Source organism: Saccharopolyspora hirsuta (assembly GCF_008630535.1).
Classification (GTDB): domain Bacteria; phylum Actinomycetota; class Actinomycetes; order Mycobacteriales; family Pseudonocardiaceae; genus Saccharopolyspora; species Saccharopolyspora hirsuta.
This window is the reverse complement of the sequence record NZ_VWPH01000002.1, coordinates 391587-404629: the sequence shown is the minus strand read 5'-3', so window position 1 is coordinate 404629 and position 13043 is coordinate 391587. Positions and strand designations below refer to the sequence as shown.

At 71.9% G+C, this 13043-nt stretch carries 13 protein-coding genes and 2 tRNA genes; 4 read left to right on the top strand and 11 right to left on the bottom strand.

All coding sequences use genetic code 11. The features are described 5' to 3' along the window. Positions 1-12: 12 nt before the first annotated feature. From F1721_RS04980 to F1721_RS04950, 7 genes are all read right to left on the bottom strand, one after another. Positions 13-84 (bottom strand) — tRNA-Lys (locus F1721_RS04980). Between the two features lie 22 nt (positions 85-106). Then, positions 107-178: transfer RNA gene (locus F1721_RS04975), tRNA-Pro, on the bottom strand. A gap of 77 nt (positions 179-255) precedes the next feature. Continuing rightward, a complete protein-coding gene (locus tag F1721_RS04970) occupies positions 256-1086 on the bottom strand; it encodes a uroporphyrinogen-III synthase (protein ID WP_150065327.1) in 831 nt (276 codons plus the stop codon). A gap of 41 nt (positions 1087-1127) precedes the next feature. Next, on the bottom strand, positions 1128-1925 hold the full coding sequence (locus tag F1721_RS04965) for a TIGR02569 family protein (RefSeq protein ID WP_150065326.1): 798 nt from the start codon (positions 1923-1925) through the stop codon (positions 1128-1130). A 128-nt stretch (positions 1926-2053) separates the two neighbouring features. After that, positions 2054-3226 carry an adenylyltransferase/sulfurtransferase MoeZ gene (gene moeZ / locus F1721_RS04960; RefSeq protein ID WP_150065325.1) on the bottom strand — a complete coding sequence of 391 codons (1173 nt, stop codon included), beginning with the start codon at positions 3224-3226 and terminating at the stop codon, positions 2054-2056. 162 nt (positions 3227-3388) lie between these two features. Beyond that, positions 3389-4429 carry a DUF3152 domain-containing protein gene (locus tag F1721_RS04955; protein WP_150065324.1) on the bottom strand — a complete coding sequence of 347 codons (1041 nt, stop codon included), beginning with the start codon at positions 4427-4429 and terminating at the stop codon, positions 3389-3391. Between the two features lie 96 nt (positions 4430-4525). Continuing rightward, positions 4526-5545 (bottom strand): alpha/beta fold hydrolase, encoded by a 1020-nt coding sequence (locus tag F1721_RS04950; protein ID WP_246154257.1) that lies wholly within the window; start codon positions 5543-5545, stop codon positions 4526-4528. Positions 5546-5672: 127 nt separating this feature from the next. Here F1721_RS04950 and F1721_RS04945 point away from each other — a divergent pair, with 127 nt between their 5' ends. Further along, on the top strand, positions 5673-6293 hold the full coding sequence (locus F1721_RS04945) for a TetR/AcrR family transcriptional regulator (RefSeq protein WP_150065323.1): 621 nt from the start codon (positions 5673-5675) through the stop codon (positions 6291-6293). A 243-nt stretch (positions 6294-6536) separates the two neighbouring features. On the opposite strand, the gene F1721_RS04940 is transcribed toward F1721_RS04945, so the two are convergent. Beyond that, positions 6537-7436, bottom strand: a complete 900-nt coding sequence (locus F1721_RS04940) for an alpha/beta fold hydrolase (RefSeq protein ID WP_246154255.1) — start codon at positions 7434-7436, stop codon at positions 6537-6539. A gap of 271 nt (positions 7437-7707) precedes the next feature. Further along, positions 7708-8607 (bottom strand): AurF N-oxygenase family protein, encoded by a 900-nt coding sequence (locus F1721_RS04935; protein ID WP_150065321.1) that lies wholly within the window; start codon positions 8605-8607, stop codon positions 7708-7710. Positions 8608-8671: 64 nt separating this feature from the next. Here F1721_RS04935 and F1721_RS04930 point away from each other — a divergent pair, with 64 nt between their 5' ends. After that, positions 8672-9427 carry a TetR/AcrR family transcriptional regulator gene (locus F1721_RS04930; protein ID WP_150065320.1) on the top strand — a complete coding sequence of 252 codons (756 nt, stop codon included), beginning with the start codon at positions 8672-8674 and terminating at the stop codon, positions 9425-9427. Beyond that, on the top strand, positions 9420-9728 hold the full coding sequence (locus tag F1721_RS04925) for a DUF4873 domain-containing protein (RefSeq protein WP_150065319.1): 309 nt from the start codon (positions 9420-9422) through the stop codon (positions 9726-9728). The genes F1721_RS04930 and F1721_RS04925 overlap by 8 nt, the downstream gene beginning before the upstream one ends. 100 nt (positions 9729-9828) lie before the next feature. On the opposite strand, the gene F1721_RS04920 is transcribed toward F1721_RS04925, so the two are convergent. Both F1721_RS04920 and F1721_RS04915 read right to left on the bottom strand, forming a co-directional pair. Beyond that, positions 9829-10056 (bottom strand): DUF3107 domain-containing protein, encoded by a 228-nt coding sequence (locus tag F1721_RS04920; protein WP_093153123.1) that lies wholly within the window; start codon positions 10054-10056, stop codon positions 9829-9831. A gap of 210 nt (positions 10057-10266) precedes the next feature. Then, positions 10267-10953, bottom strand: coding sequence for a ferritin-like fold-containing protein (locus F1721_RS04915; protein WP_150065318.1), 687 nt, complete (start codon positions 10951-10953; stop codon positions 10267-10269). A gap of 550 nt (positions 10954-11503) precedes the next feature. Between F1721_RS04915 and F1721_RS04910 the strand changes: the two genes are divergently transcribed. Next, positions 11504-13033: a DEAD/DEAH box helicase gene (locus tag F1721_RS04910; RefSeq protein ID WP_150065317.1), complete on the top strand. Its 1530-nt coding sequence runs from the start codon at positions 11504-11506 to the stop codon at positions 13031-13033. Positions 13034-13043 lie beyond the last annotated feature (10 nt).

Here is a 13043-nt window from a genome sequence, read left to right as displayed (position 1 = left end):
TTGAAGAGTGAGACCTGGAGGCGAGGATCGAACCCGCGCCCTCCCGGTGAAAAGCCGGACGCTCTACCGCTGAGCTACCCCAGGTTGCGGCACGACGGCCGCTTCGACATGGAGGCGGGAATCGAACCCGCGCCCTCCCGGTCCCGAGCCAGGCGATCTACCACTGATCTACTCCATGGTGCGAGAACCACAGTAATGACCGAACCACCGCACGACCAAACGATTTTTCGACCGGCGGAAAGGTCCGACATCCACTCAGGACGAACAGCGCCGTCCGGGGAGCTCGTCGGCGACGAGACGCACCAACGCCGCGGTCCGCGAGCGGTCCGGTGTCGAGTACGGCAGTCCCGCTGCCGCGATCGGGGCCGCCGTGACCGGACCGACGCAGGCGAGGAAAACCCTGTCCCGCAGCACTTCTCGCAGCTGGTCGCCCCGCCCGGTGCGGTCCGCGCGGGCGAGGAAGTTCGTGGCCGCGGGCGCGCTGGTGAACGGCAGCGCATCCACCTCGCCGCGCAGCACCGCGTCGATCAGGGCGTCCAACGCGTCCAGGTCCACCGGGTCCGTCCAGCGGTAGACGGTCACCGGCACCACCTCGGCGCCCGCTTCGCGCAACGCACTGCGGAACGAGAGCATCGGGTCGCCGTGCACCTGCAGCACGACCCGCTTCCCCGCCAGGTCCCGTTCGAGCAGGTGCGCCAGCACCTCGGCGGACTCCTCCGACGGTGAGGTGAAGGACTCCACGAGCCCGGCACCCCGGACCGCACCGCGGGCTTTCGCCCCGCGCGCCGCCACTTCGGCCGAGCGGAGGTGCTCCCGCAAGCGGTCGGCGACACCGGCGTGCTCGGCCGCCTCGAACCAGCCGCGGAACCCGACCCCGGTGATCGCCACGACGTGGTCGACCGGCGCCGCCAGCACCTCCTCGGTCGCGGCGGCGAGCTCGCCGTCCTCGGGCAGCGGCACCGTGTGCATCGCCGCGCCGAACACCACCCGGGCTCCGCGCCGCGCGAACAGCGCCCCGATCTCCTCGGCCTTTCGCTCGGCCGTCACGCCCACCGTGAAACCGCGCAGCGGCTGGTCCTCGTCCACGGTCCCATCCTCACACCCGACCGCACCAGCGGTGAAGGCGGTCAGAGCACTTCGAGCACCATCTGGGAAGCGCGCTCGAGACCGGTCAGCGTCTGCGCGGACGAGCGCGGGTGCAGGGCGTGCACCGCGAGGCGGAACAGCAGGGCGCGCAGCAGCGCCTGCGGCCAGTCCGACAGGTGCGACCAGCGCTCCACGATCGCCGCGTCCGCACCGCCCCAGGCCAGCGCGTCGATCACCACGACCGCCGCCGCCCACTCCGCAGGCCGCCAGTACGGGTTGAAGTCGATGATCCCGGGCGGCGCTTCGTCGGTGAACAGCACGTTCCCGAACAGGTCGCCGTGCACCACCTGCGGGGTCAGCTGCACCTCGCGCCGCGAGCCGGCGAGCACGTCGTAGAGCCGCCCGCCCTTCTCCTCCGGCAGCGAGTACTCCTCCTCGCCCCAGGCCATCCGGTCGGCGAGCGCGTAGATGTCCTGGCGCGCCTGCAGGAACCGCGGCCGGGCCAGGAACCGGCTGGCCGAGTGCAGGCGCAGCGACATCGCCACCACGTCGTCGTGCCGCGGCTCGGCCCGGCCCGCGATGTTCCGGCTGGCCGACCACCCGGACACCACCCAGCGGCCGTCGGTGGACCGGACCGGGCGGGACACCCGCACCTCGTCCGGTTCGAGCAGGTCGAGGGTCTGCGCGACCCAAGCGGCCTCGGCGGTGTTCGCGGCGGGCTTCAGCACGATGTCCCCGCACCGCCAGGCAACCGCGCCCTCCAGCGGTTCGGGGTCTTCGACGCGCGCACCGAATGCCGCGCGCACGTGCGGCGGTGGCGGCTCCGGCGTAGGACTCACGCGCCAGACGCTACATCGATGATCGCCAAATCCGCAGCAGGCACTCCGAAGCCCGGGAACACATCACGTCAAATGACGGCGGGCCGACGAGCGCCGGAAGCACCCGTCGGCCCGCTGCGCCGCCGAGATCAGTACGTCGGCAGGCTCTTGTCCACCTCGTTGGCCCAGCCGAGGACGCCGCCACCGACGTGCACCGCGTCCGCGAAGCCCGCCTTGTGCAGGGCCGCCAGGGCCTCCGCCGAGCGCGCACCGGACTTGCAGTGCAGGACGATCTTGCGGTCCTGCGGCAGCTCCGCCAGCGCCTCGCCGGAGAGGATGCGGTCCTTCGGGATCAGCTTCGAGCCCTCGATCTTGACGATCTCGTACTCGTGCGGCTCCCGGACGTCGATCAGCTCGAACTTCTCGCCCCGGTCGAACATCTCCTTGAGCTCGACCGGCGTGATCGTGCTGCTCGCCGCGGCCTGCTGGGCGTCGGCGGAGACCACGCCGCAGAACGCCTCGTAGTCGATCAGCTCGGTGATCGGGGTGGCGTTCGGGTCCTTGCGGATCTTGACGGTGCGGTAGCTCATCTCCAGCGCGTCGTAGATCATCAGGCGGCCGAGCAGCGTCTCACCGATGCCGGTGATCAGCTTGATCGCCTCGTTGACCATGATCGAACCGATGGAGGCGCACAGCACGCCGAGGACGCCGCCCTCGGCGCAGGAGGGCACCATGCCGGGCGGCGGCGGCTCCGGGTACAGGTCGCGGTAGTTCGGGCCGTACTGGTCCCAGAACACGCTGGCCTGGCCCTCGAAGCGGAAGATCGAGCCCCACACGTACGGCTTGCCGAGCAGCACCGCCGCGTCGTTGACCAGGTACCGGGTGGCGAAGTTGTCGGTGCCGTCCAGGATCAGGTCGTAGTCGCGGAAGATGTCGAGCGCGTTGTCCGAGCTCAGGTGCGTCTGGTGCAGGACCACCTTGACGAACGGGTTGACCTCGGCGATCGAGTCGCGGGCCGACTCGGCCTTGGGCCGCCCGAGGTCGGACTGCCCGTGGATGACCTGGCGGTGCAGGTTGGACTCGTCGACCTCGTCGAACTCCACGATGCCGAGCGTGCCCACCCCGGCCGCGGCCAGGTACAGCAGCGCCGGGCTGCCCAGGCCGCCGGCGCCGACCACCAGCACCTTGGCGTTCTTCAGCCGCTTCTGCCCGTCCATCCCGACGTCCGGGATGATCAGGTGGCGGCTGTAGCGCGCGACCTCTTCCTTGGTCAGCTCGTCCGCCGGTTCGACCAGCGGCGGGAGCGACGTTGCGCCGGACATTCCCAGCTCCTCCTCAATGGTCAGCACCACCAGCGCGCGAGCACGACAGCGGCACCTCAAGCGTCCCCGGCGAGCGCCCGAACCGGGTGCTCACGGAATCTGCAACGCAAGACTCCCCGATGGTCTTCCGCAACCCAACCCGCTCCCACACTCCGGGACGGACTACGGGATCGGGAACGGCCACGCGTTCGGCTTGCAGACGAAGCCGTCCGCCGGGATCTGGGTGCCCTGATCGGCGATCTTGTTCAGCTCGTGCAGCTCGTTGTTCGAGACGCTGAAGGTCTGCTGCATCATCACCGGCGCGAGCCCGCCCTGCGTCGGGCAGCCCACGTGCTTGTTGCCGAAGACGTGCCCGACCTCGTGGTTGATCGCGTAGCGCCGGTAGCTGCCCAGGTCGCCCTCGAACGACACCGCGCCCCGCACCCACCGGGCCGCGTTCAGGTAGACCATCTCGCCCTTGCGGCAGGAGCTGTCGTAGGGCACGCCGTTGCTGTAGTCGCAGGCCTCGCGCGCGGTCTGCTGGCTGACCAGGATCACCCGGAAGTCCGGGCTCGGGCCGTTGGCGTCCACCCGCTGCAGCGAGATCGGCCCGGCGCTGGTGGCGCCCTGCGGGTTGGTCCAGCTGCGCGGGTCGGACAGGGTGGACTGCACCAGGTTGCCGAACTCGGCGTTGGGGTCGGCGATCTCGACCCCGACCTCGATCTCGACGGTGTAGCGGTACAGCCGCCCGGTGCCGACCACCGGCGAGGTGCCGGGCAGCACCCGGAAGGTGCGCGCGCCGGTCTCCGGGATCTCGCCGCCCTCGGGCGGCAGGTCCGCCGAGAACAGCTCCGGGCTGAACTTCTGCCCCGGGGCGGCTTCGGTGACCACCGGTTGTGCCGGGGTGTCCGACCCGGCAGCCTGCTGGTCGGTGGTGGCGCCCCCGTCGGTGGGGCGGACGGTCTGGAACACGGCGAGCGCGCTGATCACGACCAGCAGCGGGACGGCGTAGATCCGCCAGCCGTACCGGGACACCACTCCGGCGCGGTGGCGGCGCGGGCGCGGCTCGTCCTCGAAGTCCTCCGCCCCGTCCACGACCTCGGGCTCGACGGTGGGGTTCCAGGACGCCGCGAGCGGCTCCCCAGCACCTGCGCGCGCCTTCGTACGACCTGCCGGTCGGCGGTCGTTCGCGGTGTTACGAGGTCGCTGCGGCGGGCGGGTCACGCACACTAGCGTGCCACAGCCAATCCGGCACCCCAGGTCACACCGGCAACTCCGGGTGACCGCCCCGGCGGAGCGGCACCGGACCGGCGCAGCAGATCAACACCGGGCTGCGGAATCCACCAGGCCGAGCAGCGCCCGCGCGACTATCCGTGGCCGCTCCATCTGCGCGACATGCCCCGTTCGTGGCAATACGAGCAGCTTTCCGCGCGGTACCAGCAGCGCGGTGCGCGGTGCTTTGCGCACCGAGACCACCCGGTCCTCGGCGCCCCACACCACGAGCGTCGGCGCGCTGATCTCCGGCAGCCGCCGCCACAGCGACCGCGCGGGCGGCACCAGCCACGACCGCACCAGCTCCACAGTGGTCCGTCCGAGCGCGGGCCCCGCCCAGGGCAGCCGTTCGCGCTCCTCGAACTCCGCGACCGCCTCGGCGAAGCGGTGCGGCGGCACCACGCCCGGGTCGGCGAAGCACAGCCGCATCAGCTGCGCGGCCCGCTCCGCCGCGGTCACGGTGGCCAGCTGCCGCCGCGTCCGCGCCCCGAGCACCGGCACCATGGCCAGCGCGATCCGCGGGTCGGACAGCCGCCGCGGGTCCAGCCGCAGGTCGGGCATGGCCGGGGAGATCAGCGTCAGCGTGGCGACCAGGTCGGGGCGCTGCGCGGCCACCTCGACCGCCACCGCCGCGCCGAAGGAGTTGCCGGACAGGTGCACCGGTCCCGGCAGCTGCGCCAGCAGCGCGACCACCGCTTCGGCGTTGGCCTCGCGGGTGCACGGGAAGCCGGGCGGCGGTTCGGTGCGGCCGAAGCCGGGCAGGTCGACGGCGATGCTGCGCAGCCGGACCGACAGCAGCGCGGCGAGGTCCGTCCAGTTCGTCGAGGACCCGGCCAGCCCGTGCAGGTGGACCGCGGTCCCGGCGTCCGCCGCCGGGCCGGGTGTCTCCCGCACGTGCAGGCGGAGCGGCCCCCAGCTGGTGGCGAGCTGGAGGTGCTGACCGGGTGGTGGCTTGGCGGTGAGGTCGACCGGTGGAACGCCGTCGACCGCCAGCGGTACCCGCGTCAGCTCCCGCTGGCCCAACCGCCCTCGTCCGGGGCGCGCAGCGGTGGATGTAGTCGTGGTCACAGCTACAGCATGATGGCCCGGCCACCACCGGATTTCGCTACCTACCACTACCGGCGAGTAGAGTCAGTCCCCACCGGTGGCCGAGAGGCCGCCGGGCGCGTTTGGAAGGAATCGGGTGGAGGCGAGGATGACCGAGACCGCGCAGCCGAGCCGAGGTGTCCGGTTGCCCCGCGACGCACGCCGAGCGCAGCTGCTCGAAGCTGCCCAGCACGTGTTCGTGCACAACGGCTACCACGCGGCGGCGATGGACGACATCGCGGAGCGCGCGGGGGTCAGCAAGCCCGTCCTCTACCAGCACTTCCCCGGCAAGCTGGAGCTCTACCTGGCGCTGCTGGAGACGCACGGCAACGAGCTGGTGCGCCGCGTCCGCGAGGCCATCGAGTCCACCTCGGACAACAAGCTGCGGGTGCGGGCGGCGATCGGCGCGCTCTACGAGTTCGTGGCTGGCGAGGGCCAGGCGTTCCGGCTGGTGTTCGAGTCCGACCTGCGCGGCGAGCCGGTCGTGGAGAAGGCCGTGGAGGACGCGCTGAACGGGTGCATCGACGCGATCACCGAAGCGGTGACGGCGGATGCCGGGCTGGACGCCGAGCGCGCCCGCCTGCTGGCGGTGGGCCTGGTCGGCCTGAGCCAGGTGACCGCGCGCTACTGGCTGGACGCGCGGGAGACGATCTCCCGCGAGGAGGCCGTCGGTCTGATGTCCACCCTGGCCTGGAAGGGCCTCGCGGGCTTCCCGCTGCAGAACCCCTGAGCTCCGGAGACCGCAGTTTCAACGAGGTCTTTCCAACCTCGTCCTGCGCGGCGGTGCCGGTAGCGGAACCTCAGCGCCCGCCCGGACTGCGCGTGGCCGACCTCGTGCATGCCAGATCCGCACGCCCACGGCGTCGGCGTGTCGGGACACCGACACACCGACACCTGTGGACGACCCCGCGATTTCAATGGAAATCGGACGTCCGATTTCCATTGAAATCGCGATCCCCCGGGTCCCCGCGCGTCAGCGGGCGGCTCGGGTGACGAGCTCGGCGATGCGGTCCGTGACCTCCACCGACCGCTCCAGCGGGAGCATGTGGCCCGCCCCCGCGTAGATCAGCAGCTTCGCGTCGGGCAGCGCCTCGGCGATGCGCCGCGAGTGGGTGTGCGGGGTGAGCCGGTCGGCCAGCCCGGAGAGCACCACGGTCGGGATGGACCGCAGGGCGGCCAGCGCGCCGATCCGCTCGTGCTCGGCCAGCGCCTCGCGGTAGGCGGCCATGTTCGCCGGGTTGCAGGCCGCCACCCAGTCCGCGGTGACGGCCACGTCGGCCGCGTCCGCGCCGGTCCCGAACAGCAGCCAGCGCATGCCCGGCCGCAGCCAGGACGACTGCGGGGCCAGCCGCTTCCCGCGGGCCGCCGCGAGCCGCTTGCGCACCACCCGCTCCCCTCGGTTGGCCAGCGCCGCGACCGGGCCGGGCAGGCCGAGGGTCGGTGCCGCCAGATCGCCGCCGGAGGTCGCCACCAGGGCCACCCCGGCGACGCGCTGCTGGACCAGCTCCGGGTGCTGCTCGGCCAGCGCCATGATCGTCATGCCGCCCATCGAGTGCCCGGCCAGCACCACCGGCCCGACCGGGACCCGCTGCTCGATCAGCTCCGCCAGGTCGTCCGCGCAGCGCCGGATGGTCGCGCTGCCCGGCGCCGCCGGTTCGCTCTCGCCGTGCCCGCGCAGGTCGTACCGCAGCGTGCGCACCTCGACCCCGGCCGCCTTCGGCAGCCCGGTCGCCACCCGGTCCCAGGTGTGCTTGGTCAGCGTCCAGCCGTGCACGAGCACGACGGTGACGGGCGCGTCGGCCGGTCCTTCCTCGACGACGCGCAGCCGGGCGCCGTCGCTGGTGGTGAACTCGTCGGCGGTCGTGGTCTGCAAGTTCGCTCCCGTCATTTCCAGTCTGTTCATCCTGGTCAGCAACCGCAGCCGCGGCGCTCGGGGCCGTTTGGCCGCGGAACCGTCGCCGAGCGCCGCCAGGCGCTTTCGGGCCCACCCGCGCAACCGGCACCGCCGCGGGTTCCCAGACGTCGCCTGGCGAGGACAGCCCGTTCGCCGTGCATTGGGGGCATGCATGAGAACGGGGTCCCGCAGCCAGGCGGCGTCCGAGGTTCCGCTACCCGCACCGCTTCGCAGGACGAGCCGGAAACCGTCATCGGATCAGGTAGGCCTTCTTCCACCAGTACATGCCCGGCTTGCCGACCAGCCCGGCCTCCTGCAGGAACGACATGATCTTCTCGCCGCCCCAGTGCAGGGTGTCCTGCCAGTTCGGGTTCCGCCAGGCCGCCTCCATCCCGTCCCTGGGACGGATCCCGACCGCCTTGTAGACGTGCGGGTTGATCAGGCTGAAGCAGATGAAGTACGACACCAGCGCGGTCCAGAACTGGTGGTAGGCGCGCTCCGCGGCGTTGCACTCGGCCATCCGGCGCACCACCTCCTCGCGCGCGAAGGTGACGTGCCGGGCCTCCTCCAGCACGTGGATGCGGTTGATCATGCGCACCAGCGGCTGGACGTTCTCGTCGTTCATCTGGTCCCGCTGGTAGCGGTCCAGGATCTCCTCGGCGACCAGGATGGACGCGTACGCCGACGGCCCGCGCAGGGTCGCGGGCAGGATCCGACCGCCGAGCTTGAGCAGCGGCAGCGGCCCGTAGGCGGGGGCTCCGACCCGGTCGACGGCCTTGGCGAACATCGTCGAGTGGCGGCACTCGTCGGCCACCTCGGTCAGCGCGTACTGGGCGTGGTTGGTGCGCGGGTCGGAGTCGTAGAACTCCTTGAGCAGCATCTGCATCAGCAGCACCTCGAACCACAGGCCGTTGGAGGCGATGCTGGCGAACTCGTGCTTGGTGAGCTCGATGCGCTGCTCGTCGCTGAGCCGGTCCCACAGCTCGGTGCCGTAGAGCGAGCTGCGGTGGAACGGGATGAACGGCTTGCCCTCGTCCAGCGGCGCGTCCCAGTCGACGTCGACCTCCGGGTCGTAGCTGTTCCGGGCGGACGAGTTCAGCAGTCTGCCGGCTGTCTTCTCCCGGTCGTTGACCTGCAAGGCCCTGCTCATCCGTCGATCACCCTTTCGCCCGCCACATTGCGTGTTACTTCAGGTAACAGTTACCTTAGGTAGCGTGAGCCACATCTCTCGACCTGTCAAGGCGGTCCCGCGCGACGGCGCACGCGGCGACGCCCGCCGGGAGCGCTGGCGCGAGCACCGCGAGGCGAGACGCGCCGAGTTCGTCGAGGCCACGGTCCGCGCGATCGGCAAGCACGGCGCCGAGGTCGGCATGGACGACATCGCCGCCGAGGCGGGCGTCAGCAAACCGGTGCTCTACCGGCACTTCCACGACAAGAGCGACCTCTACGTCGCCGTCGGCGAGTGGGGCGCGGAGCTGCTCATGCAGCGGCTGCGACCGCTGTTCCACGAGGGCGGCAGCCCGAACCAGCGGATCCGCCGCCTGCTCGACGCCTACCTCGGGACGATCGAGCAGTACCCGGAGCTGTACCGGTTCGTCGTGCAGCGCGACTTCGCCGACCGGCCGGTGCGCAGCGACCCGGTCTCGGCGGAGAAGACGGTGATCGCGAACTCACTGTCCCGCATCCTCGGCGAGTACCTGCGGCTGCTCGGCCTGGACTCCGGCGGGGTCGAGGTCTGGAGCCACGGCGTGGTGGGGATGGTGCAGGCCAGCGGCGACTGGTGGCTGGACCGGCAGTCGATGAGCCGCAGCGACCTCACCGACTACCTGGCGCAGATCATCTGGCACGCCATCGACGGCGTGCTGCGCTCGGCCGGGCTGGTGATCGACCCCGACGAACCGCTGGAGATCGGCGAGCACGGGTTGCGCGTGGTCGCCGAAGCCGACGAGGAGGAGGCCGACCATGGCTGACCACGACGAGGACGACTACCGCGGCCCGGCCACGGTGCGCACCGACGACCGCGAGGTCGCGGTCGAGGTGGTGCTGCGCGGCCACTTCCAGCCGATCGACGGCCGGTTCCACTGGTACGGCCGCGTCTCCGCGCACGACGAGGTGGCCGAGTTCGCCGCGAACCGCAAGACGCCGGTGCTGCTCAGCACGCCCGGCGGCGAAGCGCCGGGCACCCTGTCCGACCCGGACCCGTGGGGCCGCTACCGCATCACGGGCACCGGGCGCCCGCCGTTCCCGATCCCGACCGAAGTGGACGACTGACCCGCCGATCGGGTGAAAACGCGAAGGGCACCTCCCGGTTGCCGGGAGGTGCCCTCCACCTCGATCCAGGTCCTGCGTCCGCAGGACGGAATCGCCGCGATCAGCCGACGCCGAAGCCGACCCGCGGCAGCTCGGCCGGGCCGATCTCCACGTAGGCGACCTTCGTCGACGGGACGATGATGCGCCGCCCCTTCTCGTCGGTCAGCGCCAGCACGCCTTCAGCGTTCTTCAGCGCGTCGGCGACCAGCGACTCGACCTCTTCGGGGGACTGTCCGCTGGCGACCGTCAGCTCGCGCGGGCTGTCCACGACGCCGATCTTGACCTCCACGCCGAACCTCCGTTGAGCACTCGATTCCAATAGGTGTGGTCAGGCTATCCCAGCCCGCGCCGACTACGGGCAACGAAGCCCGCCGCGCCGCTATTCCACCGCCCGCGGCGGCCACGGCCCCGTCGACCGCAGTTTCAACTGAAACCGCGACCACCACCCACGCCGGACCGCAGTTTCAATTGAAACCGCAGGTGTGCGCGGCGGGACGGATCAGCCCAGGCCCAGCCGGTCCATCCGCTTGGAGTGGTTGCTCTGCAGGCGGCGGAACAGCGCGCCGATGCCGGTCAGGTCGCCCGAGCCCTTGATGATCAGCTCGGCGAGCGCGTCGCGCTCGGCGACCACCCGCTGCGCCTGCATGATCGCCTCGCCCAGCAGGCGCCGACCCCACAGCGTCAGCTTGTCGCGCAGCGTGCGGTCGTTCTCGCAGGCCGCCTGCACCTCGCGCTCGGCGAAGGCCGAGTGCCCGGTGTCGGCCAGCACCGCGAGCACCAGCTCGCGCGTCGTCGGGTCCAGCCACTCCGCGACCTCGCGGTAGAAGTCGGCCGCCAGGCCGTCACCCACGTAGGCCTTGACGAGTGATTCCAGCCACGAGTGCGGCGCGGTGGACTCGTTGAACGCCTCGAACGGCTCGACGAAGGGCTGCATCACCTCGCCGATCGACACCCCGCGCGCGGCCAGGTGCTCCTCCAGCAGCCGGTAGTGCCCCATCTCCGCCGCCGCCATGCTGGCCAGCGCCGCGCGCCCGGTCAGGGTCGGCGCGGTGCGCGCGTCCTCGGCGAGGCGGTCGAACGCGGTCAGCTCGCCGTAGGCCAGCGCCGCCAGCAGATCCACGACGCCTTCCGAGTAACGCTCGTCACTTTCTCCGGGCAGCGCCGTGCTCTGGTCAGCCTCACTCATGGCTGTGAGCCTAACCGGCGGCACGCCCGAGTTATACGCACCACGGCGAGAACAGCGGTCGAACAGGTATCCTCGGCCGCGGAGGAGCTTCGGCGTCCAGCGGGCGGGCACCGGTCGGGACCGGTCGAACACCGCGGGGCTGGCTCCCCGAACGTCACGATCCGGGCGCGAACGCCCGACCGGGACGGCCCCGGACCACTGCCGGCGCGAACGCGGCCCACGTGAGATCGCACGCCGGCTTTGGCGCACGCGACGCCGAGAGGAACGAACCACAGCGGTCAACCGCTGAGCGAACAGAGGCGCGCATCATCACGTCGGTGACCACGAGCACAGCGAGCGGCTGGCAGCAGCAGGCCGCGGTGCCGGGAGGACGTCGCCACGGATCGGCCCGAACCGGGACGCGAGCGCGCAGGTACCGAGAGAGGCGATCATTCTGACGTTCACCAACAGCCAGGCCCCCGACGGCCTCGAAGATCCCAACGGCGGCGGCAGCCCCGACGCGGACGCCACCCCCGCCCAGGCGAACCCGGACTCCCCGACGTTCGCCGAGCTGGACGTCCACCCGGACATCGTCCGGGCGCTGAGCGAGTCCGGCATCGAGCGCACCTTCGCCATCCAGGAGCTGACGCTCCCGCTGGCGATGAGCGGCGAGGACCTGATCGGCCAGGCCCGCACCGGCACCGGCAAGACGCTGGGCTTCGGCGTCCCGCTGCTGCACCGCCTGCAGCTGCCCGGCGACGGCACCCCGCAGGCGCTCGTCGTGGTCCCCACCCGCGAGCTGTGCCTGCAGGTCACCCGCGACCTCACCGACGCGGGCAAGCACCTGGGCGTGCGCACCGTCGCGGTCTACGGCGGCCGCCCCTACGAGGAGCAGATCTCCGCCCTGCGCAACGGCGTCGACGTGGTCGTCGGCACCCCGGGCCGCCTGCTCGACCTGGCCGAACAGCGCCACCTGGTGCTCGGCAAGGTCCGCGGGCTGGTGCTCGACGAGGCCGACGAGATGCTCGACCTGGGCTTCCTGCCGGACATCGAGCGCATCCTGCGGATGGTGCCCGAGCAGCGGCAGACGATGCTGTTCTCGGCCACCATGCCGGGCCCGATCCTGACCCTGGCCCGCACCTTCATGACCCGCCCCACGCACATCCGCGCGGAGCAGGCCGACGAGAGCGCGATCCACGAGCGCACCCGGCAGTTCATCTACCGGGCGCACGCGATGGACAAGACCGAGCTGATCGCCAAGGCCCTGCAGGCCGAGGGCCGCGGCCTGGCGATGATCTTCAGCCGCACCAAGCGGCAGGCGCAGAAGCTGGCCGACGAGCTCACCGAGCGCGGCTTCGCGGCGGGCGCGGTGCACGGCGACCTCGGCCAGGGCGCCCGCGAGAAGGCGCTGCGCGCGTTCCGCTCCGGCAAGGTCGACATCCTGGTCGCCACCGACGTGGCGGCCCGCGGCATCGACGTCGCCGGGGTCACCCACGTGATCAACCTGCAGTGCCCGGACGACGAGAAGACCTACGTGCACCGCATCGGCCGCACCGGCCGGGCGGGCCGCGAGGGCGTCGCGATCACGCTGGTCGACTGGGACGAAGAGCCCCGCTGGAAGCTGATCAGCGACACGCTGGGCCTGGACAAGCCGCAGCCGGTGGAGACCTACTCCACCTCGCCGCACCTGTTCACCGACCTCGACATCCCGACCGACGTGACGGGCCGCCTGCCGCTGTCCAAGCGCACCCGGGAGGGCCTGGACGCCGAGCCCGAGACGCAGGGCGAGGCGGCCAAGCGCCCGCGGCGCAACCGCCGCCGCACCCGCGGCGGCAAGGAGTCGCGCGGCGAGGCCGAAGCAGGCGCCCGCCAGGACAGCGACGCCGAGACCCGGCCCGCGCGCACCCGCCAGCGACGCCGCACCCGCGGCGGGGCCGAGACCAGCGCCCCGGCCCCGGAGGCGCCCGCCGCAGGCGGGGAAGCCGACGCGGGCGAGCGGCCGCGCCGCCGACGCCGCAGGCGTCGCTCGGGCGGCGGCGAGCAGGCCGGCGAAGCCGGCGGCTCGGCCCGCAGCGGCAACGCCGAAGGCGGCGCCGCGTAGGGGGAGGCCG